Here is a 24,736-nt window from a genome sequence, read left to right on the forward strand (position 1 = left end):
TCTCCGTCATCAAGATTTATAATTCGGGCGGAAAATTTCCACGCACCATCCGACCTCTTACGCGCCCGAGGTCCGTTCGTTATCATGTATCCGTTGTTTACGGAATGAATCGATGGTGGACAAAAAGGAGCCTGCTGTGCCAATACGGGGAGAGAACCGAGACCCAACAGGGAAGCCCCGCCCTTTCTTAAGAAAGCACGTCTGTTTTTCATTTTTGTCGATTGATTGATGTTTGATTAAAAACCGAACTTCACAATAATCTTATCAACGTGGGTTCGAATTGAATGTAGTACATTTCTCTTTTTCAGTAGGAGGTACTCTTTTATTTTGTAGGTCTGACTCCTTCCCGCGTCAGTTTCACAAACCCGGCGCGCGTGAGGCCCCCAGCCCCTGGTTTACCCATCGGTTTACCCTTCAGCTATCACTTAATCCATATAGGCGACGCGCCACGCAAAAACCATACTGCATACCAATTCCAGCGCGGCATGCGGTCTTCCGAAGCACGCGAAGACCTGCTTCACCACCTTGCCCCCAAGGTCCCCGGCGGATTACCCGGCTCCACCGCGCTCCTTTGCCCTTCACCCGACGGAGGCTTCCATGGGCGCGGTATCGAGTCACGAATTCGCACGCACGTTTGACGACGCGATCCTTCCCGATCTGTGGCGCCGCCGCACGCAGCTCTCCGACGACGAAATGGTGTCGATGTACGACCTCGTGAAGCGTGCGCTGCGCGGCTACCATCCACTCGAATTGCACGCGCTCGGCGAGGACAAGGAAGAGCTTGTGCATCAGTTCATCTATACGAAAGTGCTGCGTCTCGCCCCCGGTCATATGGAGTCGCACGCCTGCCCCGAAAGCGCGCCGTCCAACAGCTATGCGATCTGCGCGTACTTTCGCCGCTATCTGATCGACTGCCTGCGCAGCGCGAGCCATCAGCGCAACGTATCGATGGAAAGCGAAGGCATGACGCAGGAAATCGATCTGCGCGCGCACGCGCTCGACGATCCGATCGAAAGCGTGCTGCTGCAACACGGCCTCGACGAGCCACGCGTGCGCGCCGCCGCGCGCGCGTTTATCGGGAGCCTCGACGAGCCCGAGCGCATCGTGCTCGCCGGCACTCTCGGCTGGTGCTCCGAATGCAAGGGCGGCCTGTCGGCGGTGGCGGCGCGGCATCGCGTGCCGTCGTATCACTATCGCGCCGTCAAGCTCGGCGTCACCATGAAAAAGACGGCCGACGCAGCCGCTTTTTCCAACACCAAAATCGGCCGCTGGCTCACCGATGTGCTCCGCATTCAAGTGGATATCGACAACCGCGCGGCCATCCTTGTCGTGCTCAACCTGCTCGCGGTCGAATCGAGCGTCGAAGGCGAACCGTTTGAAGCGGCCGCGTAAGAAGCCGCCCACGCCCACCATGCCCCTGGTCAGGAAACCGCAACGATCCGGTGTGCCCGGCGCCGTTTGAATCGATGCAAGCGGCGAGCGGCGCTTGCCCCCACACGAATTTCTTTGCTTTTTCTTTTGCGCGGTCCAGGATGTTCTGGTTGCGAATCAGACTGTAAAGCACGCTGTAAAGCAGGCTGCGAGCGCGCCAGCCGTCCTCGTCGTCAGGGTCTCCCCCGCCCTGCCCATTCGAATATAAAGAGGTGGTCGAAATGAACCGCTTGTCCAGCGCCCTCGAGGCGATGAAGCCGCACTACGAGGTGGTCGTCGTCGGGTCCGGTTACGGTGGCGCGATCGCGGCGAGCCGCATGGCGCGCGCGAAACGCGATGTGTGTCTGCTCGAACGGGGCCGCGAATTCATGGCCGGCGAATATCCGAAGACGCCGCTCGAAGGCCTGACGCAGGTGCAGTACAACACCGGCATCGGCCAGGAAGGCTCGCCGCTAGCGCTGCTCGAAGTGCACGTGAACCCCGACGTGAACGTGGTGGTCGGCTGCGGTCTGGGGGGCACGTCGCTGATCAATGCGAATGTCGCGCTACATCCCGACGAGCGCCTCTGGGACGATCCGCACTGGCCCGCCGCGATTCGCGCCGATCGAGCCGGCCGCGACAAGGGCTACGCGCTGGCGACCGCGATGCTGCAGCCCTCGAAGCTGCCCGACGATTTCACGCGAGACGCAAAAACTCTGCCCAAGCTCGCGGCGCTCGAGTTGTCCGCGCAAAAGCTCGGCATGGAAGACCGCTTCTACCGCCCGCCGATCACCGTCACGTTCAAGGACGGCAAGAACGCCGCAGGCGTCGATCAGTATCGCTGCGTGGGCTGCGGCGATTGCAATTCGGGCTGCAACTACGACGCGAAGAACTCGACGCACATGAACTATCTGCCCGATGCGGTCGCGCACGGCGCACAGATCTTCACGGGCGTCGCCGTTCATTCGGTGGTGCGCGATCAAGCCCGGCAGCAATGGATCGTCCGCTATCAGCCGGTCGCGCTCGACCGCGATCTGTACGGCGCGCCCGATATGTCGATCACCGCCGATATCGTGATTCTGTCGGCCGGCACGCTCGGTTCGACCGCGATCCTGCTGCGCTCGAACGAAGCGGGCCTGCCCGTATCGACGCAACTCGGCCATCGCTTCACGGGCAACGGCGACGTGCTCGCCTTCGCATTCAATACGGACCACGACATCAACGGCGTCGGCTGGGGCGCGCAATGGTGTAGCGACTTGCCGCCGGTCGGGCCGACCATCACCGGCATCATCGATCATCGGAACACGCCGGATGTGCGCGACGGCTTTGTGATCGAGGAAGGCTCGCTTGCCGCACCGATTGGCGGCTTCCTCGCCGGCGTGCTCGGCGCGGCCGCGCCGGTCGAAGGCGTATCGATGCCGGACCCGGACGGCGATCCGCCGCTCGCCGATGAGGCGCGCGTCGTCGAAAGCATGCTGCGCGGGCCGCACTATGGCGCGATGCGCAACACGCAAACCTTCCTCGTGATGGCGCACGACGACGAAAGCGGCCGCATTACCGTCGACGACGGCGGACGTCCGCGCGTTGCGTGGCCGAATGCCGGCAAGCAGCCGATCTACGACGTCGTCGAGCACACGCTCGAAGCGGCGACGAGCGCGATCGGCGGCGAGTATGTGCGCAACCCGATCTCGGCCGACGCGTTCCGCAACCGCACGGTGACCGTGCATCCGCTTGGCGGCTGCGCGATGGCCGACGATGCGGAACATGGCGTCGTCGACGAAGCCGGACGCGTGTTTTCCGGCGTGACGGGCAATGCGGTGCACCCGGGCCTGTATGTGATGGACGGTGCCGTGATACCGATCTCGCTCGGCGTGAATCCGCTGCTGACGATTTCCGCCCTCGCCGAGCGCAACTGCGCGCAACTCGCCGCGTCACGCGGCTGGCAGATCGACTACGCCGCACCCGGCCACGCCGCCCCGCCGCCGCAGCCGAAAATCGGCCTGCGCTTCACCGAAACGATGAAAGGCACGTACGTGCCAGCCGGCGCAACCGCGGACCAGGGCGTGCCGATGAGCTTCACGGCGACCGTCGAATCGAACGATCTCGCGGACATGCTCGCAAATCCGCAGCACACGGCCGCCATGATCGGCACGCTCACCTGTGCGGCGCTTTCGCCGGAACCGCTGCAAATGTCGAACGGCCGCTTCAATCTCTTTGTTGTGGACCCGGAGCATGTCGAGCGCCGCAACATGAACTACCGGATGACACTCAACGCAACCGACGGCAAAACGTACTTCCTGTTCGGGCAGAAAATCATTACGCGTTCGTCGCTGCTGAATTTGTGGGAGCAGACCAATACGCTTTATCTCGAAGTGCGTGCCTCCGAAGCAGCGGACGCCGCCGTACTCGGCAAAGCGACGCTGATCATCACGCCCGAAAACTTCCTCAAGCAGCAACGCACGCTCGAAGTAACGAACGCGCCCGATCTGGAAACGCGGCTCAAATGGACAAAGAAATTTGGCGAGTTTTTTGCCGGCGTATTGTTCACTGAATACGGCGGCGTCGCCGCGCCGCTCCAGTTCGCCGATGAAGACGTCACGCCGCGCGTGCGCCGCGCGTTGCGCACGCCGGCGCCTCGAATCGCCTACTTCAACACGCCCGCGCCCGACAACACGACCTTGCGCCTCACGCGCTATCACGGCGGCACGAAGGGGCCGGTGCTGCTCGTGCACGGCTCCGGCGTATCGAGCCGGATTTTCTCGACCGATCTGATCGAAACGAATCTTGTCGAATTCCTGTGCGCGGCGGGCTTCGATGTCTGGCTCGTCGATCTGCGCGTGAGCATCGAATTGCCGAGTGCAACGGAGCCGACGACCGCCGATGCGATCGCGCGCTACGACCTCCCGGCGGCCGTGGCTAAAGTGCGCGAATTGAGCGGCGCGCAAGACATTCAGGTGGTCGCGCATTGCCTCGGTGCGGTCGTCACGACAATGGCGCTGCTATCGGGCCTGCAAGGCGTGCGCTCGGTCGTGCTGTCGCAGGTTTCGGCGCATCTGGTGCCGGGTCTGCTGCAGCGGGTCAAGGCAGGTCTGCATACGCCGCAGATTCTGCACTTTCTCGGCGTCGACGATCTGACCGCTTATACGCGTCATGAAAGGTGGCCGCACAATCTGCTCGACGAGGCGCTGCGCTTCTTTCCGAACGAAGACGACGAGGAATGCAATAGCGCCGTTTGCCATCGTGCGACGTTCCTCTATGGCCTCGTCTACGAGCATGCGCAATTGAACGAGCCGCTGCACGCGAACCTCGACGAGCTGTTCGGCGTCCACGATATCGAGCTGTTCATCCAGCTCGCGAGCATCGTGCGTGAAGGGCATATCGTCGACGCGCAAGGGGAGGACGTCTATCTACGGAATCTCGACGGGATGAAGCTGCCGATCGCGTTTATTCATGGCGCCGAAAATCGCTGCTATCTGCCGGTCAGCACCGAGATGACCTTCGACATGCTGATCGAGCGATTCGGCCCCGACAACTACGAGCGGCATCTGATCGACGGTTACGGTCATATCGACTGCATCTTCGGCAAGAATGCGTCGATCGACGTGTATCCGACCATTGCGCGGCATCTGAATGCGCATTGAGCGCGCGACGGGACGTTAGCCCGGCGCGCCCGAGCGCCGCTTCAGGGCCGTACCTCAGCGCCGTACCTCAGCGCCGCTCCTTAAAGCGCTCCCGCGAGATGAAAACGCGACGCCGGATGCCATAGCTGCACTGACGTCGCTATTGCGGCGCCGACCCATGTGCGGCGCCACATCATCAGGCACGGCTCGCCCATCTCCATGTGCAGATGACGGCGCACCTGCGCCTCCGGCTTTTGCGCGTGGATCTCGAACTCGGCGCGCTGGATCGGCACGACCCGCACCATATACTGGTTCGGCGTTTCGACCGAGAAGTCCTGCTCGAGATAGTCCGGAAAAAGGTGCGGATTCACGAAGCGGTCTTCATACTGGATCGGCTCGCCCTCTTCGCAATGCACGATGCGCGAATGGAACACCGGTCCCTCGGCAAGCCCGAGCGCGTCGAGCGCGCTTTGCGCGGCGCTTGCTTCGAGCATCAGCACATGCGCCGAATGCCGATGGCCGCGCGCCGCGATTTCATCGGCGATATTGCGGACCGCGTGCACCGTCGATTCGTAGCGCGGCGGCGCCACATAGGTGCCCGCGCCTTGCGCGCGGGTCAGCACGCGTTCTTGCGTCAGTTCGCGCAGCGCGCGCGAGACCGTCATGCGCGCGACGCCGAACTGCTTGACGAGTTCGTTTTCCGAAGGGATGGGCGCGCCGGGTTTCCATGTGCCTTCCGCGATGCGCGCGAGCACGTAATGCTTGATCTGCTCGTATGCCGGCATGGTCTTCGCCAGCAGCGGGTTTGCGTGCGCCGCGCGCGCGCAAACGGCTTCGGCTTGACTGTTCGTGTTCATGACTGGTCGACCTCGTGGGCTTTATGCGCCTCCCGCTTTCGTCGATCCGGTCGGTAAACCGGACGGCCGACAGCAGAGCCGCGATGTTGGATCGAGCGCCGCTGCCGGTCGGCGGCGGGCCCAGATTGTATTTTGCCTGGCATTATCCACGATTTACAGCGGTGTCAAATATGCACGGCCCAATATGACAAATTCGTGACGCTTGCGCCAGCGCGGCATCGTGTTACCACACATGCGGCACGAGCCGGTAGCGCACACGCGTCGCGTACTCGGCGTAGCCTTCGAGACCCGCGATCAGCGTGCGTTCCTCGAGCACCGCGCGGTAGCCGAGCCCGACGATCATCAACGGCACGCACACGAGGCCCCACCACGAACCGAGCATCAGCGGCGTACCGGCGAGGTACAGACTCGCCGCGGTGTACATCGGATGGCGCACATACGCATAGGGTCCGCTATCGCTGACCTTATGACCGCGGTCGGTCTGAATTTTCACCACGGGCGCCGCATAGCTGTTCGCGCGGAACACCGAGCGCGTCGCGACGATACAGACGTAAACGGCAATCGCGCCGCATACCTTGAGCCAGAGCGGCATGTCCGACCGATGCAGGCGCCCGCCATCGATGCCGATCAACACGAGCCAGCCGAACCATCCGATGCCCGCGCACAGCATGAAGAGCTTGTCCCAGCGGCTTTGCGCAGGCTGCATGAACATGCTCATGCGTTCTGCAAGCAAGGCGGGATCGTGACGCGCAAGCCATATGCCAAGCCACAGACCGAGCACGCCGACTTCCACGAGATAGAGCCATGCAAAAGGCCACGCGAGCGTGCCTGCGGACACGAACAGCACCGCGCCCATCACGGCGAGCCAGACGATCGTTTGAACAAAGAGCCGCACAATCATGGCGTGAGCCCTACCGGCGTGCATCCTTCGACGCGCGCGCATACGATTGATGGAGAGCGCCGGCGTTAGCGTTCCTCAGAATCCCTTCAGCGCCGAATTGGCGATCGACGGCACGGTAATGCCATGGCTCGTCGCGAACTGCACGGCTTGCGAAAGCGTCGACACGAGCGACTGCAATTGCCCCGGCGCGGACTGCGCGATATACGATGCGGCCTGCGCGGTCTGCGGATTGAGGCCCGCTTGCAGCAGCGACGTCGGGTTCATCTGGCCGACGCTGCCGAGGCTCGATTGCAGGCTCGAATACTGGCTCACGCCTTTGCCGAGCGATTCGAGGCCACTGGAGAACGCCTGCTTGTCGATCGAGCCCGATGGCGCCGAACCGCCGCCGTTCGCGAAGGCTTGTGTCAGTTGCTGCGACAGCGACTGCTGCGTGCTGCCGACCTGCGTGAGTTGACTCACCGACGGCGTGCCGCCGCTCAACAAGCCCGCGGCCTGCTGCGCCTGCCCTGCGGCGCCCGACATCCCCAGCGCCGATGCGAGGCTCGACTGGCCGGCCAGCACCTGCTGGTTCGCGCCGACATAGTTCTGCAGCAGTTGCGATACGCCGCCCGCCGGCGCGGCGCCCGTTGCCGCGTTGCCGGACGAGCTGTCGCCGCCGCCGATACCGAATTGTTTGAGATTGAGTTGCGCGTACGATGCACTGCTTGCCAGTGCGGTTGCGCTCGCGCTTGCGATTACCACCGCGGACAGAATGCGCCGGTTCATGCTGCACCTCCTCATCGGGTTGCTGCGCGTTGTCGCACGCAGGGCTTTAGCTTCATTGTCGAATTCGACCATGAGCGGCAGCGTGCGTTCGGCGAGCTTTTTATTGTGCCCGTCGAACGCGCGATGAGAAAGCGAGAAGCGAATCGCCAAAAGCACAAAGGCGCGCGGCTCGTCGCCACGCGCTTTTGTGCAGCAAGATACCGGCCAGCAACCCGGTTATTGCGGCAGCACTTCGCCCTTGGTCTCCGGCGCAAACGGAATGATGAAGAGACCGACAACGAATGCAATCGCCGTCAGCGCCACCGGGACGCCGAGCGTATGCATGTTGAGTACCGCGGCGCCGAGCAGGAAGTTCACGCCCGCGCCGACGAAGCGTCCGATCGACGTGCAGAAGGCGAACGCCGTCGCCCGCACGCGCGTTTCGAACTGCTCCGGCAGCCACAGACTGAACAGCGCGAAGTTGCCGCCGAAGAAGCCGAGCACGAACAGGATCGCGATAAACGGCACGAGCCCGTTCGGCAGATAGAACGCCCAGCCGAAGCTCAGCGCGATGGTCACCGCCATGCCCGCGAAGTACACGGCAAGCGTCATCTTGCGGCCGATGCGTTCGGCCATCGGCGGCAAAACGAGGCAGCCGAGAATCGTGCCGATCGACAGCAGCCCGGTGGCTTGCGAGGCCATTTTCGTTGCAGCGATCTTGTCCATGCCCGAGCGCGTGGCGAGCTGGATCACGGCCGACGGCTCATACACGGCGCCGGCCCACAAACCGATGATCGCGATAGTCAGCAACGCGCATGCGACCCACGTGCGCCGCCGGTACGCAGGCGAGAAGATTTCGCGCAACGGCTTGGTGCGCACCGCTTTCGCCTCCGCCTTCTGCCACTTGTCCGACTCTTTCACGCGCGTGAGGATCAGGATCGCGATGAAGACCGGCACCGCCCCCGTCAGGAACATCGCGCGCCAGCCGAAATGCACGCCGATCGTGTAGTTGAGCGCGGCAGCGAGGAAGAAGCCCGCGTAATAACCGGTCTGCAAATAGCCGGCGCCCATCTTGCGACGGTCCTCGGGCCACGCTTCAGCCACATACGTGCCCGCGAGCGCCCATTCGCCGCCGATGCCGACACCCGCGATAAAGCGGTAGATGGCCAGTTCCCACACGTTATGCGCGGTCGCCGAGAGCCCTGTGAAGATCGCGAACGTGAAGATCGTGGCGGCCAGCACCTTGGTGCGGCCGAAGCGGTCCGCAATCGGCCCCCAGATGAACGACAGCCCCCAGCCGACGAGGAACAGCGCAAAAAGAATCGAGCCGGCGAGGCCGACGTTCGCGGGCGTCGCGGCGTAGCCCGAGCGCGGCAGCAGTTCTGTGAGCGCGGGCGTCAGAACCAGCGCATAGATGAACGAGTCCATGCCGTCGAGCGTCCAGCCGGCCCACGCGCCCCAGAAGCCCGCGATCTGCGAGCGGTTGAGCGGCGTCTTGCGTGGACGCGCGCGAGCGGCGCGGTTCGAATCGGTGAGTGAATCCATCAGTGTTGCTCCTCCAGGTACTGCGGTTTCAGTGCGCGGTTTCAATGCGCGGTTGAAATGCGCGGTGGTATTGCGCAAGCTGAACGACAGTGCAGCACGCGCGCCAGGCCCTTGGTTTTCTCTGCCGGACGTTTTTTATAAAAAGCACGCCCGCCCTACTCGGGCGGGCGTTCCGCGGGTTTTTCCGGCTGGAAAACTTGCGTTTTTATATATAATATATGCCATCATGACGACCGCAACCAATGGTTTTCCCCTGGAGGACGCGCCCGCCGCGCCGTTCCTGCCCACCGCCAGCGCGCCTCGCTCGAGCGCGTCGCGGACGATCGCGGACGCGCTGCGCGCCGCGATCGTCGAAGGCACGCTCGCGCCGGGCGCGCCGCTCAGGCAGGACGCGATTGCGCGACACTTTTCGGTCAGCGCGATTCCGGTCCGCGAGGCGCTGCGGCAGCTCGAAAGCGAGGGCTGGGCCAAGGTCGAGGTGCACAAGGGCGCGACGGTCGCGCCGCTGTCCGCCAACGAGGCGCGCGAGATCTATGAAATCCGCTCCGCGCTCGAGAGCCTCGCGCTCGGCCTAGCCATTCCGCGGCACACAGCCACCTCGCTGCGCGAAGTGACCAGGTTGTGCAAAGCTGCGGAACGTGAACCCGATCCGTCGCTCTACGTCGCACGCAACGAGGCATTCCATATGAGCCTTTATGCGCCGGCCGGACGGCCGCAGCTGTGCGAGATGATCGCGAACCTGCATCGCCGCGGCGAACGCTATCTGCGGCTCAAGTTCGGTTTTCCCGAGTACAAGGGCGAATCGGACCACGAGCACGTCGTGCTGCTCGACGCGGTGCTGCGCCGCGATGTCGCGGCGGCGCAATCGCTGGTGGCCGCCCACCTGATCGGCACCGGGGAGTTGATCTACCGTTTTCTGACTGAACGCGTGAAGACCGAAGAATCGGCGCACGCGCGCAAGCCGCGCGCGAAACGCACGCGCCCTTCAACCTCTCCATCCGTGAGTACCCCTGCCGATGAACCAGCGACTCGAACCCCACCGTCTGAGCGCGACGACGGCTAGCGCGAACGCGGCGCCCGCCCGCTCGTGGACCACGCGACGCGACGAAAAAGCCCGCCGTCTCGCGCAAATCGCCCCGTGGCTCGAAAACGGCGTGCTGCCTGCCGCGCGCATCGTCGATGCGTTGCAGGCCTTGATCCGCTCCGGCGACCGCGTCGTGCTGGAAGGCGACAACCAGAAGCAGGCGGACTTCCTGTCGCGCTCGTTTGCGAAGGTCGATCCCGCCGAAGTGCACGACGTGCATCTGCTGATCTCGAGCATCAGCCGGCCCGAGCATCTGACGCTCTTCGAAAAGGGCATCGCGCATAAGGTGGATTTCGCCTTTGCGGGGCCGCAAAGCTTGCGCGTCGCGCAACTGCTCGAAGACGGCAAGCTCGAGATCGGCGCGATCCACACCTATGTCGAGCTATACGCGCGGATGTTCGTCGACCTGTCGCCGCAGGTCGCGCTGCTGTGCGCCGAAAAGGCGGACCGGCACGGCAATCTATACACGGGCGCGAATACCGAAGACACGCCGACGATCGCCGAAGCGGCCGCGTTCCGGCATGGCATCGTGATCGTTCAGGTCAACGAGATCGTCGACCAGCTGCCGCGCGTCGACATCCCTGCTTCGTGGGTCGACGTGGTCGTCGAAGCGGACCGGCCGTTCGCGGTCGAGCCGCTGTTCACGCGCGATCCGCGCCATATCGGCGACTTGCAGGTGCTCACGGCGATGATGGTGATTCGCGGCATCTACGAGCCGTACAACGTGACGGCGCTGAACCACGGCATCGGCTTCGATACCGCCGCGATCGAACTGCTGCTGCCGACCTACGGCGAATCGCTGGGCTTGCGCGGCAAGATCTGCCGCCACTGGACGCTCAATCCGCACCCGACGCTGATTCCGGCGATCGAGTCGGGCTGGGTCGACAGCGTGCACTGCTTCGGCAGCGAAGTCGGCATGGAAGCGTATATCGAAGCGCGGCCCGATGTGTTCTTCACGGGCAGCGACGGCACGCTGCGTTCGAACCGCGTGCTGTGTCAGCTGGCCGGGCAGTATGCCGTCGATCTCTTTATCGGCTCGACGCTGCAGATGGACGCCGACGCGAATTCCTCCACCGTTACGCGCGGGCGTCTTGCCGGCTTCGGCGGCGCGCCGAACATGGGCCACGACCCGCGTGGCCGGCGTCATGCGAGCGACGCGTGGCTCAAGCTGCTCAAAGGCAATGAACCGGTCGCGCGCGGCCAGAAGCTCGTCGTGCAAACGGCCGAGACCTACAAGAAAGGCGGCGAGCCGACCTTCGTCGACGAACTCGATGCGATTGCGGTCGGCAAGAAGAGCGGCATGCCGATCGCGCCGGTGATGATTTACGGCGACGACGTGAGCCATGTGGTAACCGAAGAAGGCATTGCGCATCTGCACAAGGCCGAGGGGATCGATGAACGGCGTGCCGCGATTGCCGCGGTGGCCGGCGTCACGCTGATCGGTTTGCGCGCGAAGCCCGAGAAAACCGCCGAGTTGCGCAGACGCGGCATCGTCGCGTATCCCGAAGATCTCGGTATCCGGCGCGGCGATGCGAAACGTTCGCTGCTCGCGGCGCGCAGCATCGACGATCTCGTCACGTGGTCGGGCGGCTTGTATGCGCCGCCGGCACGCTTCAGAAGCTGGTGATGCGATGACGGCGACTGCGGCAGCAAAAGCGGCGGCATCGGGGTTGGCAACGTGCGGCGTAAGGCGCGGCGCGGCGCGTGATGCGTGCGCAGCGGCGCGGCCGGCGCTGTCCGATTCGCAGCTGGCGCGGCTTGCCGTCGAAGCGCTGATCGAAGAAGCGGAGCTGACGCCGAAGCCCGCGCTCGTCGACGGGCGCGGCAGCGGCGCCCACCGCGATCTCGATCTGCCGACCATGCGCCGTTCGGCGCGTGCGCTCGAAGCGACCTTCGCAGCGCTCGCGCGCGCATCGCGGCATCGCAGGCCATCGGCGACGCTGCGTGCCGAGCTGGCGCAGATCGGCCGCGGCGGCGAACAGGCGATGCTGCACGCGACCGGCGGCAGCAACGCGCATCGCGGGGCGATCTGGATTATCGGATTGATGATTGCCGGAGCGGCGATCAGCGGCGTCGCCGCGCGCACGGTTGCGCGCACGACCGGTGGGTCGTCCGACGCGGCGCGAATCTGTTCGCTCGGTGCGCAGATCGCGTGTTTCCCCGATCGCTTTGCCGCGACCGCCGACAGCAACGGCGAGCGCGTGCGCCGGCGTTATCAGGTCGGCGGCGCGCGCCGCGAAGCGCAGGACGGCTTTCCGCATGCGCTCGAAGTCGGTCTGCCGGCGCTCGTGCGGGCGCGCGAACAAGGCATCGACGAAACCGCGGCGCGCGTCGATGCGCTGCTCGCGATCATGGCCTCGCTCGACGACACGTGTCTGTTGCATCGCGCGGGCCGCACCGGTCTGCAGGCGGGCCAGCAAGGCGCGCGCCGCGTGCTGGCGGCGGGCGGCAGCTCGACCGCCGGCGGGCGCACCGCCCTCGCCGCCCTCGATCGCGCGCTGGTCGCGCTGAACGCCTCTCCGGGTGGCGCGGCCGATCTGCTCGCCGCGACACTCTTCCTCGACAAACTGTCTCGTCAAGACTTCACCGGGAGTACCGCCTCATGGAACACCTGACGTTCGAGTATCCGGCGCAACGCGCCCTCACGACCTGCGCGCATGTCGGCGTGGTCGGGTCCGGCGACCTCGAGGTGCTGCTGTCGCCCGCCGCCTCGATGACGGCGACCGTCGACGTGCGCACCAGCGTCGACGGCTACAGCCACATCTGGAGGAGCGTGCTGGACCGCTTCTTCCAGCGCTACGACGGCGCGGCACATATCGAGATCAACGACTTCGGCGCGACGCCCGGGGTGGTTGCACTGAGGCTCGCGGAAGCAATCGAGGCGATCGATGGGGCCGCGGGGAATGGCGGTGCATCGGGTGCTTCCGGTGCATCGGGTGCATCGGATACTTCGAATCATTCAGGGAGCGAGGCATGAGTACGCTAGCGTTGCCGACCGCGCCGGTGCTCGCGGACAGCTTTATCGAATTGCCCGCGCGCGACCGCGTGCGCGCCCTGCTCGACCCCGGTACGTTTCGCGAGCTGCTCGGCCCGTTCGACCGCATCGAATCGCCGTGGCTGCCGCTGCAGGGCATCGTCTGCCAGGCCGACGACGGCGCCGTGATCGCGCGCGGCACGATCGACGGCGAGCCCGCGGTGATCGTCGCGCTCGAATCGGCGTTTCAGGGCGGCAGTATCGGCGAGGTGTCGGGCAGCAAACTCGCCGCCGCGCTCGAACTCGCGCTGCGCGACTGCGAACGCGGGCGGCTCGTGCGCCCGGTCGTACTGTTCGAAACCGGCGGCGTGCGACTGCAGGAGGCGAATCTCGGGCTCGCGGTGATCGCCGAGATGCAGGCCGCCATCGTTGCGCTGCGTCGCTACGTGCCGGTGGTCGGCGTGATCGCGGGCATGGTCGGCTGCTTCGGCGGGATGTCGCTGGCCGCGGCGTTGTGCTCGCACCTCGTCGTCACGAAGCAGGGGCGGCTCGGCATGAACGGGCCGGAAGTGATCGAGCAGGAAGCGGGCATCGAGGAACTCGATTCGAGCGACCGCCGCCGCATCTGGCAACTGATCGGCGGCGAGCAACGCGCGGCGACGGGCCTCGCGGACAGCCTGGTCGAAGACGATGTGCAAGCGGTGCGTGCGGCGGTCGTCGACGCCTTTGCGCGCGGACTGCCTGCCGCGCATCGTAGCGAGCAGGTCGACGCGTACCTCGCGCGGCTCGCCGCGATCGACCCGCAAACCGTGACGCCCGACACGATGCGCGCGGTGTTTGGCGCCGATGCGTCTCCTCAAGCCAATGCGCCGGCTGCGGCGCGCAAGGAGTGACCGTGACCGATACCCCACTGACACGCGGCGCACGCTGGTTCCGCGCGCTGGCCGGCGAGCCCTCGACCAGCGCGCCGGTCTGGAGCGGCGACGCGACGCTCGGCGGCGAGACCGCGCGCTTCGTCTCGGTCGTGCCCGACCCCGACAACCGCTTTCCGCGCGCCACCGACAATGTGGTCGGCCTCGAACAGGGATGGCTGCTCGCGCGCGCGGTGCGCGACGCGATCGCACAGGACGCGAATACCGCGAACAAGCGGCCGATCATCGCGATCGTCGACGTGAAAAGCCAGGCGTACGGCTATCGCGAGGAGATGCTCGGTGTGCATCTCGCGTGCGCGGCTGGGGTCGACGCCTATGCGACGGCGCGCGACGCCGGGCATCCGGTGATCGCCTTGATTGTCGGGCCGGCGATGTCGGGCGCGTTTCTCGCGCATGGCTACCAGGCGAACCGGATTCTCGCGCTCGATGCGCCCGGCACGCTGGTCCACGCGATGGGCAAGGAAGCCGCCGCGCGCGTGACGCGCCGTACCGTCGACGAGCTCGACAAGCTCGGCGAAACGATTGTGCCGATGTCGTATTCGATCGCGTCGTTTGCGAAGCTCGGGCTGCTCGATACGCTGATTGGCGATGTCGATGCGGACGCGCCGAGCAGCGCGCATATCGAACGCGTGCGCGGCATTCTCGCGGACTCGGTGCGCGATGCGCGTGCGGATAAGTCGCGTGGGTTGTCGCATCGGCTCGAGTCGGAGGCGGCGCACAAGACGCGCGCGGCATCGATTGAAGTGCGGCGACGGCTCGCAGCGCAGTGGGATGCCGCGTGATGATGGTGTGTGCGCTGCCGGCGTTTGGATTGGACGGCCGCGTCCGCGGTGAAACTCGCTGGCAGCCGCACGATGTCCTGCGGCTGCGTCGCCTGCCGGCGCACGACGGCGAACCGGCCTGGGTTCGCGAGGCGTTTCTGCGCGCCCCCTTTGCGGTCGTAAGGCGTGCCGGATCGTCACCGGGCTTCGTTCCAGTCGGGCTGCGCGGCGCGAACCGCGCGCAACGCTACGGCACATGGGTCGAAGACGCGGCCGTCGAGTTTGCCGTGCCGCCAGAGGCACTCGTGTCACGAGAGCCTGCGTCCGGGCGCGAGGGGCTGCCGGCATTTGCCGTGCTCGCCGAACTGCGCCGTGCGCCCTGCTCGCTTGGACAGTACGTGTGGGGACCGGCCGGCAGCGTCGGCTTCGAGCTGGCGACCGGCGTGCCGACGGCCACCGGATCAAGCGATCTCGATTTGCTGATTCGCGCGCCAGAGCGGCTCGATCACGCCACGGCCGGGCGCCTGCTTGCCGAACTTCTTGCGTTCGCGCAACGTGCGGACGTGCGTGTCGACGCGCAACTCGAAACGCCGGCCGGGGGTGTCGCGCTGGCTGAGCTGGCTCGCGGGACATCGCATGTCATGGCGCGCGCGAACAGCGGCGCGTCGCTCGTGGCCGATCCGTGGGCGGCGGCCGTGGACAGCGCGTCGGCCAGCGCGACGCCGACCTTGACGCTGCCCGCTGACGTCCAATGACGAGACCACGACACGATGACGCTGGCCCTCCTCTTTCCCGGACAAGGTGCGCAAACCGAAGGTTTTCTGCATCAGCTTCCCACCCATCCGGCAGCCGACGCGACGCTCACCGAAGCTTCCGATGTGCTCGGCTTCGATGTGTTGACGCTTGATAATCGCACCGCCCTGCAATCGACCGTTGCTGTGCAAATCGGCATGGTCGTCGCGGGCGTGGCCGTCACGCGCGCACTCGCTGCAGAGCGGTTGACAGCCGACTTCAGCGCCGGGCTGTCGGTCGGCGCCTATGCCGCGGCCGTCAGTTGCGGCGCGCTCGAATTCGCCGATGCAGTACGCCTCGTTCGCAAGCGTGCCGAACTGATGGAGACCGCTTATCCATCCGGTTACGGACTCGCCGCCATTGCGGGACTGACCGAGCATCAGGTCGAAACGCTTGCAGCGCGGATCGCGCATGACGGACGGCCCCGCGTTTTCGTCGGCAATGTGAACGCACCGCGGCAAATCGTCGTAGCGGGCGCGACCGATGCGCTCGACGCGTTCATCGAAACCGCGCTCGCAGCCGGTGCGCGCAAGGCGACGCGGTTGGCGGTCAGCGTGCCGTCGCATTGCGAATTGCTCGGCGCCGCTGCCGACGAACTCGCGGACTACGCGCGCAAGGTGCCGTTCCGCGCGCCGCAAAGCCTCTATATCGGCAATCGCGGCGGACGGCCGCTGCATACCGCCGATGCGATTCGCGACGACCTTGTGACCAATATGCGGCATACCGTCCGATGGTTCGATGCACTGACGGTGATGGTGGAAATGGACGCACGCGTTTTACTCGAAGCGCCGCCTGGCCAGGTATTGACCGATATCGCGCGCGAACACTTTCCTGACACGGTGGCGCTTCCCGCGAGTACGCTGGCGTTTGATCGGCTGGTTGCGACGGTCAGGCGCCGGATCGATGCTGACCGCTAGCGGGTTTTCGGCATGAGAGAAGATGGCGGAAGTATTGCGGCATCGCTCCGATGCCAACCGTCGCGTGAACGCCAGGAATAAAGTCGCTATCAAATTCCCTTCCTTCTGAAAATTCCGATCTCTTATAATTTCCACTCCAGTAAAAGCAATAAGATAAGAGACCAGAATGACGAACGCACAAACTCAGGGGTCGTGGGAGGGGCCGGCGGAAATCTCGAGCTGGTTTCAACGCATTCAGTCTATGCCATTGGACGCCGGCATCATCGAGCTGTCGCGCGAACCGGAATTGCACGAGCGGCTCGAAGCCAGTCCGCCGTTCCAGCGAGCTTATCTGGACAAGGTCGCCGATCTCGTGGGGCGGGCCTTCGGCAAAGCGGACGAGGCCGCGGTCGCCGAAGCGCATGCGGCGCTTTTCGCCTTGTACGAACTGCAACTGTGTGCGCCGGATGACCTTGCCGCAACGAACCAGCACGAGCCGCTTTTCTATTCAGTTCGCCGACGGATCGAGAGCGCGTGGCTCAAGGCGGAACAGACGCGGCTTCAAAATGCTGAACCCGTCAAACCCGCCGACGTGCCGCAGGCAATCAAGGCACTATGCGTTTCTCACAGCGCCGCGGCTCATCCGTTATTCGATTTTCTCGCCCATAGGGCCGACCATGCGGCGATGGACCGGTTCTTTCTAAGTGACAGCGCGCTCAACATTCGCTTTTTCGATTTGCTGGCGCTGGCGCTAGTCGGCTCCGGCGAAAGAGCCCGGCCTGAGCTGGTCCGCAATCTGTGGGACGAGTCGGGTCGCGGCGATCGGTCGGAGGCACATGTCCGCACCTTTCGCGATCTACTGGACGCGCGGGGCTTGTCTCAGGGCCGATCAGACCACGCAGCCAACCTCTCCTGGCAAGGGCTCGCCGGGCACAACCTGTTTATGCTGACGGCGCTGAACCGGATGCACTCGCACAAGTCGCTCGGCGTAATGGCGGTGACTGAACTCATTGATCCCGCGTCGTACGAGCAGGTCGTTCACGGATGCCGAAGGCTCGGCTATTCGAAATGGCAATATCGGTACTATGCCGAACACATCGAGGTCGATGTCGTTCACGGCCAAGGGTGGCTCGATAATGTAATCACGCCGACACTGGAGCGCGCGCCGGACGCCGCGGCGGACATTCTGTTCGGCGCCCGGTTGCGCCTCGCGTCTTGCCAGCAATACTACGACTTCCTGTTCTCCACGGTCGCGTCCTCTTCCCACGAATCCTGCACGGATCTCACGCAGTAAGCAGCAATCAGATCGCGGGCTGCCCGCCACGCTTCGTCCGCGGAGTCTTTTCTTTCCGCGACTTGCGCCGACAGTGTTGCCCCGTCCAGCAGCATGACCAGGACGGCGGCCAGCGTGGCTGCTTCCTCAGCGCCGACGAGCTGCGCGGCGAGCTGCTCGATCCGTCTCGTCAAGCCGGTCTTTTGGGCAACGGCGATGTCGTGAATTGTCGAGCCTTTCGACGGAAATTCCGCAGCCGCATGCGCGAACATGCAGCCGGTGAAATCATGCGCGTTGAACCAGTCGCCGTGCCATCTGAACACCTGTTCGAGCCCAGCGAGCGGCGTGTCCGCACTCGCCAGGGCCTTTTCTAGCGACACGGCGCATTCCCGCTGCCGTTGTTGAAGGACCTGGACGATCAGGTCGGTCTTCGACGGGAAATAACGGTACATCGTTGCCTTAGTCACGCGCGACTCGGCAATGACCCAGTCTATTCCGACTGCGTGGTAGCCGTAGGTACCAAATAGTCGGGTTGCGGACTCCATAATCTGGTTTCGCTTATCCGACATTGTCGAGGACCCATTCAGGAAACGACTGCCCGCTCAATCATGCATGGAAATGGATCTGATTATATCGCGCACCTTCCAGATAATTAATCCGCATATAGATGGATTAGTTTAACCACCCGTTTCCGACATCGGACAACGACCGCGAAGGCCTGGTCAAAAAACACCTTGGGACGGGTCACCTCGTCCTGTATGACCCGGCGGGCGCTCGTTCAGAACGTGACAGTCATCACAATCATATCGTCGTAGATACCGGGGCCAACGGGCCGCCGTGGCGGAGTGCGGCCATAGACCGAATATGTCGACGTCCCGCCTCGTTCTGGCATGTTGTCCGCGCCGACGACGACCTCGCTGCCACCGCTGCCGTCCCCCCAGATCACGGTGTGTGCGGCGTCCGTATATAGCTGATAAGGCAACATGGTCTGGCCGCTACGCATGGCGCGCCCGGCATAACTGCCACTGGCGCCGGCGCCAAGCGCAATTGCATAGTGAGCGGGGCTGGACATCCGGGTACAACTGATCGTGATCGTGCCGACCGCGTCCGCTGGGGACGACGACAGCGGGTTATATACGCCGAACGCCACGCCGGTCGCCGATATCGTGCACGCGGCCTGCCCCGTCGTGCTCACGATGAGCGATAGCGCGACGACGCCCAAACGGCGCATCATCGTGCCTGCTCAACACAGACGACCGGCCCGATCATCGGAATGTCGCCCGGCGCCGGTCGATAGTCGAACCCCGCCGTACAGCGCTGTCCGTCTGGCTGCTCGACACTCACTTCATTGTGCGCGTCGAGGCCCTCGATATACGTATCACCGTCATAGCCAACCGGCGCTACAGCGCCGGTCGCCTGCAGCGTAACGACACTGCCCGGCACAATCTGTTTCCCCGTCTCGTCCACCAGCCGTACCAACGCGCCGCGGCTCGCGCGCACAGCGAACTTGACGACAACCGCCGAGCGGTCCTGCGGCCGCACTTCGCGGGTGGCGGTATCGAGCGACACATCCGGTGGCAGATCGGCCGGATCGATCGCGAGGTGGTTGATCGCATAGGAACGCAGATCGGGCACCAGCAGAAGCCCGGAGGAATCGGTACGACCCGCATCGCGATTCTCGTCCAGCACACGGACGCGCCCGATGCCGCCCGTATCGACGACACCGAAGCTGTCGTTGATCGTATTCGATGCGAATGCCCCGCCGCCGACCACCGAAAAAGCACCTTGCGCTTCGAGACGCAATAAGGTGTCCTGCGTTGTTCGGTCGACGCCGGCCGACAGCATCGTCCACGGCGATTTGTACTGCACCTGCGCAAACTCGTGATCGGTGTCACTGGCGCTCGAACCATACACCTGGTAGCCCCAATCGCCGATCGTGACCGGCGACTGCTGCGCCTGCACCTGCGCATAACTGCTGCCCGAACCCGATCCTGCGCTGGCGCTCACGGAACTGCGCTTGCCGAGCGGGATCGTCAGACCGAGCATCACCCCACTGCTGCTGCCATTGGCGAAGTCGTGATAGCCGGTCAAATAGAGCGACATGTCGTGAACAGGCGCCGTATAGCTGGCCGACAGAACGTGGGTGCGCCCCGCCGGCTGAAACGTGACGACGCTGCCTCGCGACGTGCTGTCGCCGTTCAGCACGGTCCCGGCGGGAACGTAGACGCGGACCGGGCTCGGTGTCGCATTGAGGTCGACTCCCGCATACGCGACGCCGATCGAGCCGAGACGTCCGAGCGACAGGCCGGTGGTTGCAAGCAACTCCAGTCGCGGAGTCGGCGAACCGTTCAACGCGGCGACATCCACGAAGTTGGTGGCGGCCACCGAGACGGACGCGCCGAAGCTGAACACCCTGTCCTGGCGCTGGATGCCGACTGAAAACTGCGTACCGGCGCCGGCCGCGCCGGTACTGACCGCGGCCGCGGCATTTAATACAACGAAGTTGCCAATGCTGGCTACGATTCCGGCGCCACCCATGAACAATTGGGCCGCGCCCTGGGTGGCCGCTTCGACGGTCACTGTCGACGAGAGGCCGCGACGATAGGTGGCGATGGCCGCGAAATCGCCGTAGTCGTTGCTCACCGTGCCCCAGTTGCGCCGCACCGCGCCCGCCTGAACCGAGAAATTTTGCAGACCCGGCTCGAGCAGCGCAGCGCTTGCGTAGAACGGCAGCGTTTCGGTTACTTGCTGTCCCAAAGCATTGGTCAGCGTCATCGAAACGGTGCCGGCTCCCGTCACCACCGGCAACTGCGAAATCGCGAAAGGGCCAGCGCCGACCTGCTGCGATATCGTGCGGCTGCCATTGACGAGCACATCCACCGTGGACGGCACCGCGGCCGAGCCCGCCAGCGACGGCAGCGGAAATGTGATCAGGTCCGGACTCATCGCGAAGTCCGTCTCGATCTGCGCGCCCCCCAGACGGATTGCGCGAGTCCAGTTGAGGCTTCCAGTGATCACATCGCCAACGCGGTAGCGGCGCAGCGTATCGGCGTCGGAGTACGTGTACGTCGAGTCGAGACGGACGGGCGAAGGCGAACCGCTGCCCGCGTAGACAAGCAACCCCGAGCTCGCAACCCCCAAAGGTGAAAACGCGCGCAGGTCGAGCTCGCCGTTCGCGCTGTTCTGGCCGCGCACGGTGCTGGTCGACATGTCGTAGTTGAGCGTCGCGCCGGTGCTGCTCTGAACCCGCATCGCACTCGCGTTCTGTCTGCTGACTCCCAGCAACGTCGGCAGCAGGCGCTCGTCGTCCGAGGTCACATACAGCGTCTCGGTCGCTTCGTCGAGGCGCCAACTCATGCCGGACAGGCTGGACAACGCAACCAGATCATCGGAACCGGCGCCCGGCGCGGAAGGGGCTGCGTCCGGCACCTTGAAACCGAGGTCCCGCAACTCGCCGCGCCGTGCCGCCAATTGGCCGCCGAGCAGCGAGAATTCGCCGATCTTTCCTGTCGCGTAGCCGTTGACCTGCAGCGCGAGCAGCAGCGTCGTGCCAGCTCCGCACGCGAGAGACGGCGCGACGGCCAACGCCAGCATCACCATCTTCACCTGAGCGAACCGCATCGGCGCTCGATGAGCCCGTTGGTGCCGGTCACTGTCTGCCCGCAACCGGAATGGACTGATCGATCGTGCCCGTTCCCGTGTCCGCGTCCGCGGTGATGCGCACCGTTTCCCCGGCGGCCGGCAGCGGCGTTCGCGCCGGGATACGCCAGCGGCGGGACGCACCGGCGAGCACGTACGGCGAAGCGTTAGCCTCGGTTTTTAGTTTTCTCCCATCACTGGTCGTGAGCACGATGTTACGCACTACCTGGTGTCGGCCACCGTCGTTCAGCGCGACGAGGTACGCTTCGTTGGCATCCCGCATCATTCGGAATTGCAGGTGCGCCGGTGCGGTGCGGGTGGCCGCTTCGGCAAAGACGGGCAACGACAGGCGCAGCACGACGTGCACAACACCCGGCTCGGCCGGAGGGGGAATCTGGTCGATCAGGATCCGATAGGTTGCCTCATGATCTTGCGGCGGACGGCGCAGCAGGAGGCGCACGATTTGCGACGCGCCTGGCGCGATAGTGGCGAGCGGCGGACTAACCACGAGCTCGGCGGACGGCGTGAGCTGGTCTTCACCTGCGGACTGGCTCCACGCGAACGCCCGTACCTGGACGGAAGTCGCCCGACTGCCCCCGTTGGCGAGCGTGAGCGCGGTGGCCGCCTGTCCGGGGGGCAACTGGAAGGTGACCGGCACCACGGTCAGAGACTGCGCGCTGGCCGCTCGCGCGGCCAGCAGAACGCCGAGAAAAGCGACAAGGCGACCGGTTGTCGCTATGCGCTGATATACGGTCATAGCGGCTCCTGGCGTCGCATTGCCATACCGATCAGTACGTCAGCGTGGCCGTGATCGTATCGGAGTAAGTGCCCGGCGCGGGAACGGTTCCGGCCGCGAGGCTGCCATAGACGCTGATAGCCTGCGACGATCCGCTGCCGGTTCCCGTATACACGTCCGTGCCTACCGTATTACCCCAGTGGTCCGAATGAGCGGCGTCCTGAAACAGGTCGTAGGCAATGTAGCTGCCTCCGAACCCGAGCCGTCGGGTGCTCGTGTCGCCGGGCGTGCCGGCATTCAAGCCGGCGTCCAGCGCAATGCTGTACGGGGTGCTGGAGGTGCAGGTTGCCGTGATGGTAGAGGTTGTGCTGAGCGCGCTGCCACTATACGTACCGAAGCTCATCGAGTCGGCCGACAGCGCGCACGCGGCCGGCACAACGGCAGAGACGGTGAATGTGGCGGTGGTTGTCGCTGCGATCGCATTGGCAGGCTGCAGACCGAGCGTGAACGCGCCCACCATGCTCGCGCAAGCGATAGCGAGTTTGGCTGTCTCTTTGCTTGACAACGGGCGGATATTGCCCCGACGCAAGGGCGACGACGAGGTCATACGATGTGCGAGCATCATGGTAGGCTCCAGGGAGTGATCGGAAGCGATCTCCAGAATCCACGGAAAAGAACATTCGCCTCATGCTGCGCGCTATTTCCGCTCCGCAGGCATGGATAAATCGCAAGGTCACTATATATCACCTGAAACGTATAACTCCGATATTCCTACCGTCCGATTCGGACGGATTTTTGGAGATTTCGGCCATCTTTTCCCGCTTTGTGCGGAATTACTCAATTGCACAATACGGCAATATGCCACTTGATGATCGGATCTCTCAAGATAAACCAGCACAATTCATAGGCATCCCGAATCGTCAGGATGCGTATTTCGGGTTGCTGGCGCACGTTCTGCACGATCTGTGAACAGTGAGATTTCCCGCCTGGGCGTACGCAATGGACAGTGCGTCCAATGTCATACTCCCGCGACAAGCTTGGCTCGCTACAACCGCTGCAGTGAAACTTCGCAAGCGCCTATCCACATCGTTGTTTCAAGGCAGAAACGTTTTCTAATGGCCTTTATCGGCACTCGTTGAGTGTCCAGGCGATGATCCATGATTCTCATTCGGACAAATTTTTGGAGAATTCAGACATCGCATCCATATTTTCACAGAATCACCCCCATTACCCGAAATAACAATGCGTTATTTGACGATCAGTTCTGAAACATATGCGATCGAAATATATTTTCGCTATGCTAACTAGTCTAAATCAATACAATCAATGCGTATCCCAAGGCAAGAGCCTCGCTTGAACGGCGTTTCATCGGGCGACTGCGCCGCCCTGCTCGTCCGGCAGGAGTGTGACATCGGCCCTCGCGTCGGTTGCCAGCATCGGGGTCGGGCTTGCCGTTCGCAGATCGTGTCCTGACTTACGTGGCCAAAGCGTACGAAAGGCGTATGTCGATGCAAGCGTCAGTTGTGACGCACCCGCATCGAAGTCAGGCGCACAGCGTTTCATGACCAACGTCACTCGCGAAACCTCGCATCGTCGTTTCAGGGCTGAAACGTTTTCTGCCGACTCTTATTCGTGCGCTTCCAACGCCAGCCGATGAACCACGCGCGGCGCGCCTTTGCAGCGAACTGGCACGTTTATGGCTTTACGCCGCCGCGTTCGAACCGCGACGGCCACTGCCCTGGTTCGAACGCGCCGGCAGACACTCAGATCCGCCTTCTGCGGCGATCGATGGAAGGCGCTTAGCGCGGGACGCGGCGCGTAAGACGAAGCTACGGGGCAATAAGGGGCGGCGGACTTGCGGCGGGAGGTCGCACAGTCCGTCCGCCGATACGCACACGCACGTAACAAAGGAAGGCGACGGCAACAGGGTCGCGATCCCGGGGAAAACTAACGATGAAGATCAATCAATTCATTTCGCACTACGATATATCTATCCGGCAGGCAGTAATTGCCGGGATTGGTATCGCCTGCTGGGCGATGAGCGCGCAATCGAAAGCCGCCGACGAAGTAATTCCGCAATGGCAGGCGGCCGCCGATGTAACGGTGCCCACTAACAACGTGTCGGCGGGAGCGTTTTCCGGCGGTGATCAAGACAGCACGTCGGGGCAGACTGCCGCCGCGGCAGGGCCCGTGATCGGAACCGCCAGTGCATCAGCGACCGCGGTTGACGACACGGCCAGGCTGTTCAAGCCAGAGGGCTGTACTGGCAACGCAAGCGACTGCGGTCCGTATACGCGTGGCGGCAGTAGAGGCGGCGTCGGAGGAGCCGTTGCAGCAGCAGGCGGGTTCAGCGGTTCAACCGGAGGCGGAATAGGTAGTGGTGGTAGCAATTCTTCGGGTGGTGGCAATTCTTCGGGCGGTAGCGCGAATGCAGGCGGCGGAGGTAGTGCCGGTCATGGCAGTGGTGGCAACGGCAGCAGTGGTGGCAGTGGTGGCAGTGGTGGCAGTGGTGGCAGTGGTGGCAGTGGTGGCAGTGGTGGCAGTGGTGGCAGTGGTGGCAGTGGTGGCAGTG

General features: G+C 64.1%; 21 protein-coding genes and 1 pseudogene. 13 read left to right on the forward strand and 9 right to left on the reverse strand.

Going from position 1 to position 24,736, the window contains the following annotated elements:
* Positions 1-597: 597 nt before the first annotated feature.
* Entirely contained in the window at positions 598-1,392 is a 795-nt protein-coding gene (locus ACYPXD_RS17595; RefSeq protein ID WP_459713846.1) for a hypothetical protein, read from the forward strand.
* Positions 1,393-1,652: 260 nt separating this feature from the next.
* A complete protein-coding gene (locus tag ACYPXD_RS17600) occupies positions 1,653-5,051 on the forward strand; it encodes an alpha/beta fold hydrolase (protein ID WP_459713848.1) in 3,399 nt (1,132 codons plus the stop codon).
* Positions 5,052-5,131: 80 nt separating this feature from the next.
* On the opposite strand, the gene hutC is transcribed toward ACYPXD_RS17600, so the two are convergent.
* The 4 genes from hutC to ACYPXD_RS17620 form a co-directional block, all read right to left on the reverse strand.
* Positions 5,132-5,815, reverse strand: coding sequence for a histidine utilization repressor (gene hutC, locus ACYPXD_RS17605; RefSeq protein WP_459713897.1), 684 nt, complete (start codon positions 5,813-5,815; stop codon positions 5,132-5,134).
* Positions 5,816-6,110: 295 nt separating this feature from the next.
* Complete coding sequence (locus tag ACYPXD_RS17610; protein ID WP_459713851.1) at positions 6,111-6,788, reverse strand: methyltransferase family protein; 678 nt, start codon at positions 6,786-6,788, stop codon at positions 6,111-6,113.
* Between the two features lie 75 nt (positions 6,789-6,863).
* Positions 6,864-7,553: a hypothetical protein gene (locus ACYPXD_RS17615; RefSeq protein ID WP_459713853.1), complete on the reverse strand. Its 690-nt coding sequence runs from the start codon at positions 7,551-7,553 to the stop codon at positions 6,864-6,866.
* A 216-nt stretch (positions 7,554-7,769) separates the two neighbouring features.
* Positions 7,770-9,077, reverse strand: a complete 1,308-nt coding sequence (locus ACYPXD_RS17620; RefSeq protein ID WP_459713855.1) for an MFS transporter — start codon at positions 9,075-9,077, stop codon at positions 7,770-7,772.
* A gap of 226 nt (positions 9,078-9,303) precedes the next feature.
* Here ACYPXD_RS17620 and ACYPXD_RS17625 point away from each other — a divergent pair, with 226 nt between their 5' ends.
* The 9 genes and pseudogenes from ACYPXD_RS17625 to ACYPXD_RS17665 all read left to right on the forward strand — a co-directional run bounded on the left by ACYPXD_RS17625 (position 9,304) and on the right by ACYPXD_RS17665 (position 17,810).
* Complete coding sequence (locus tag ACYPXD_RS17625; protein WP_459713901.1) at positions 9,304-10,140, forward strand: GntR family transcriptional regulator; 837 nt, start codon at positions 9,304-9,306, stop codon at positions 10,138-10,140.
* Entirely contained in the window at positions 10,094-11,788 is a 1,695-nt protein-coding gene (mdcA, locus tag ACYPXD_RS17630; protein WP_459713857.1) for a malonate decarboxylase subunit alpha, read from the forward strand. Before ACYPXD_RS17625 ends, mdcA begins: the two co-directional genes overlap by 47 nt.
* 4 nt (positions 11,789-11,792) lie before the next feature.
* Positions 11,793-12,776, forward strand: coding sequence for a triphosphoribosyl-dephospho-CoA synthase (locus tag ACYPXD_RS17635; protein WP_459713859.1), 984 nt, complete (start codon positions 11,793-11,795; stop codon positions 12,774-12,776).
* A pseudogene (locus ACYPXD_RS17640) lies at positions 12,764-13,051 on the forward strand (malonate decarboxylase subunit delta); the annotation flags it as partial. The gene ACYPXD_RS17635 and the pseudogene ACYPXD_RS17640, both read left to right, overlap by 13 nt.
* Before the next feature lie 83 nt (positions 13,052-13,134).
* Complete coding sequence (locus ACYPXD_RS17645; protein ID WP_459713861.1) at positions 13,135-14,028, forward strand: biotin-independent malonate decarboxylase subunit beta; 894 nt, start codon at positions 13,135-13,137, stop codon at positions 14,026-14,028.
* 2 nt (positions 14,029-14,030) lie between these two features.
* A complete protein-coding gene (gene mdcE, locus ACYPXD_RS17650; protein ID WP_459713863.1) occupies positions 14,031-14,849 on the forward strand; it encodes a biotin-independent malonate decarboxylase subunit gamma in 819 nt (272 codons plus the stop codon).
* Positions 14,849-15,583, forward strand: coding sequence for a malonate decarboxylase holo-ACP synthase (locus ACYPXD_RS17655; protein WP_459713904.1), 735 nt, complete (start codon positions 14,849-14,851; stop codon positions 15,581-15,583). Before mdcE ends, ACYPXD_RS17655 begins: the two co-directional genes overlap by 1 nt.
* A gap of 15 nt (positions 15,584-15,598) precedes the next feature.
* Positions 15,599-16,537 carry a malonate decarboxylase subunit epsilon gene (gene mdcH, locus ACYPXD_RS17660; RefSeq protein ID WP_459713865.1) on the forward strand — a complete coding sequence of 313 codons (939 nt, stop codon included), beginning with the start codon at positions 15,599-15,601 and terminating at the stop codon, positions 16,535-16,537.
* A gap of 166 nt (positions 16,538-16,703) precedes the next feature.
* Entirely contained in the window at positions 16,704-17,810 is a 1,107-nt protein-coding gene (locus tag ACYPXD_RS17665) for an iron-containing redox enzyme family protein (RefSeq protein ID WP_459713867.1), read from the forward strand.
* Here the strand turns inward: ACYPXD_RS17665 and ACYPXD_RS17670 are convergent.
* The 5 genes from ACYPXD_RS17670 to ACYPXD_RS17690 form a co-directional block, all read right to left on the reverse strand.
* Positions 17,744-18,334 carry a TetR/AcrR family transcriptional regulator gene (locus ACYPXD_RS17670; RefSeq protein ID WP_459713869.1) on the reverse strand — a complete coding sequence of 197 codons (591 nt, stop codon included), beginning with the start codon at positions 18,332-18,334 and terminating at the stop codon, positions 17,744-17,746. The genes ACYPXD_RS17665 and ACYPXD_RS17670 overlap by 67 nt on opposite strands.
* Positions 18,335-18,567: 233 nt before the next feature.
* The gene (locus tag ACYPXD_RS17675; protein WP_459713871.1) at positions 18,568-19,023 is read right to left on the reverse strand and encodes a Csu type fimbrial protein; all 456 of its coding nucleotides are present in this window, start codon (positions 19,021-19,023) and stop codon (positions 18,568-18,570) included.
* Positions 19,020-21,410 carry a fimbria/pilus outer membrane usher protein gene (locus ACYPXD_RS17680; protein ID WP_459713873.1) on the reverse strand — a complete coding sequence of 797 codons (2,391 nt, stop codon included), beginning with the start codon at positions 21,408-21,410 and terminating at the stop codon, positions 19,020-19,022. The genes ACYPXD_RS17675 and ACYPXD_RS17680 overlap by 4 nt, the downstream gene beginning before the upstream one ends.
* 28 nt (positions 21,411-21,438) lie before the next feature.
* The gene (locus tag ACYPXD_RS17685; RefSeq protein WP_459713875.1) at positions 21,439-22,185 is read right to left on the reverse strand and encodes a fimbrial biogenesis chaperone; all 747 of its coding nucleotides are present in this window, start codon (positions 22,183-22,185) and stop codon (positions 21,439-21,441) included.
* Between the two features lie 31 nt (positions 22,186-22,216).
* The gene (locus ACYPXD_RS17690) at positions 22,217-22,789 is read right to left on the reverse strand and encodes a Csu type fimbrial protein (RefSeq protein WP_459713878.1); all 573 of its coding nucleotides are present in this window, start codon (positions 22,787-22,789) and stop codon (positions 22,217-22,219) included.
* Between the two features lie 62 nt (positions 22,790-22,851).
* On the opposite strand from ACYPXD_RS17690, the gene ACYPXD_RS17695 reads away from it, so the two are divergent.
* Together ACYPXD_RS17695 and ACYPXD_RS17700 are read left to right on the forward strand one after the other, a co-directional pair.
* Positions 22,852-23,133 carry a hypothetical protein gene (locus ACYPXD_RS17695; protein ID WP_459713881.1) on the forward strand — a complete coding sequence of 94 codons (282 nt, stop codon included), beginning with the start codon at positions 22,852-22,854 and terminating at the stop codon, positions 23,131-23,133.
* Positions 23,134-24,117: 984 nt separating this feature from the next.
* A partial coding sequence (locus tag ACYPXD_RS17700; RefSeq protein WP_459713883.1) for a hypothetical protein occupies positions 24,118-24,736 on the forward strand: 619 nt, incomplete at its 3' end.

The organism is Paraburkholderia sp. 2C, assembly GCF_054589215.1.

Bases quoted from the DNA above. Each gene is read 5' to 3' on its own strand.
- ACYPXD_RS17595 (WP_459713846.1), top strand. From the start codon at position 598: ATGGGCGCGGTATCGAGTCACGAATTCGCACGCACGTTTGACGACGCG.
- ACYPXD_RS17600 (WP_459713848.1), top strand. From the start codon at position 1,653: ATGAACCGCTTGTCCAGCGCCCTCGAGGCGATGAAGCCGCACTACGAG.
- hutC (WP_459713897.1), bottom strand. From the start codon at position 5,815: ATGCCGGCATACGAGCAGATCAAGCATTACGTGCTCGCGCGCATCGCG.
- ACYPXD_RS17610 (WP_459713851.1), bottom strand. From the start codon at position 6,788: ATGATTGTGCGGCTCTTTGTTCAAACGATCGTCTGGCTCGCCGTGATG.
- ACYPXD_RS17615 (WP_459713853.1), bottom strand. From the start codon at position 7,553: ATGAACCGGCGCATTCTGTCCGCGGTGGTAATCGCAAGCGCGAGCGCA.
- ACYPXD_RS17620 (WP_459713855.1), bottom strand. From the start codon at position 9,077: ATGGATTCACTCACCGATTCGAACCGCGCCGCTCGCGCGCGTCCACGC.
- ACYPXD_RS17625 (WP_459713901.1), top strand. From the start codon at position 9,304: ATGACGACCGCAACCAATGGTTTTCCCCTGGAGGACGCGCCCGCCGCG.
- mdcA (WP_459713857.1), top strand. From the start codon at position 10,094: ATGAACCAGCGACTCGAACCCCACCGTCTGAGCGCGACGACGGCTAGC.
- ACYPXD_RS17635 (WP_459713859.1), top strand. From the start codon at position 11,793: ATGACGGCGACTGCGGCAGCAAAAGCGGCGGCATCGGGGTTGGCAACG.
- ACYPXD_RS17645 (WP_459713861.1), top strand. From the start codon at position 13,135: ATGAGTACGCTAGCGTTGCCGACCGCGCCGGTGCTCGCGGACAGCTTT.
- ACYPXD_RS17655 (WP_459713904.1), top strand. From the start codon at position 14,849: ATGATGGTGTGTGCGCTGCCGGCGTTTGGATTGGACGGCCGCGTCCGC.
- mdcH (WP_459713865.1), top strand. From the start codon at position 15,599: ATGACGCTGGCCCTCCTCTTTCCCGGACAAGGTGCGCAAACCGAAGGT.
- ACYPXD_RS17665 (WP_459713867.1), top strand. From the start codon at position 16,704: ATGACGAACGCACAAACTCAGGGGTCGTGGGAGGGGCCGGCGGAAATC.
- ACYPXD_RS17670 (WP_459713869.1), bottom strand. From the start codon at position 18,334: ATGGAGTCCGCAACCCGACTATTTGGTACCTACGGCTACCACGCAGTC.
- ACYPXD_RS17675 (WP_459713871.1), bottom strand. From the start codon at position 19,023: ATGATGCGCCGTTTGGGCGTCGTCGCGCTATCGCTCATCGTGAGCACG.
- ACYPXD_RS17680 (WP_459713873.1), bottom strand. From the start codon at position 21,410: ATGCGGTTCGCTCAGGTGAAGATGGTGATGCTGGCGTTGGCCGTCGCG.
- ACYPXD_RS17685 (WP_459713875.1), bottom strand. From the start codon at position 22,185: ATGACCGTATATCAGCGCATAGCGACAACCGGTCGCCTTGTCGCTTTT.
- ACYPXD_RS17690 (WP_459713878.1), bottom strand. From the start codon at position 22,789: ATGATGCTCGCACATCGTATGACCTCGTCGTCGCCCTTGCGTCGGGGC.
- ACYPXD_RS17695 (WP_459713881.1), top strand. From the start codon at position 22,852: ATGCTGCGCGCTATTTCCGCTCCGCAGGCATGGATAAATCGCAAGGTC.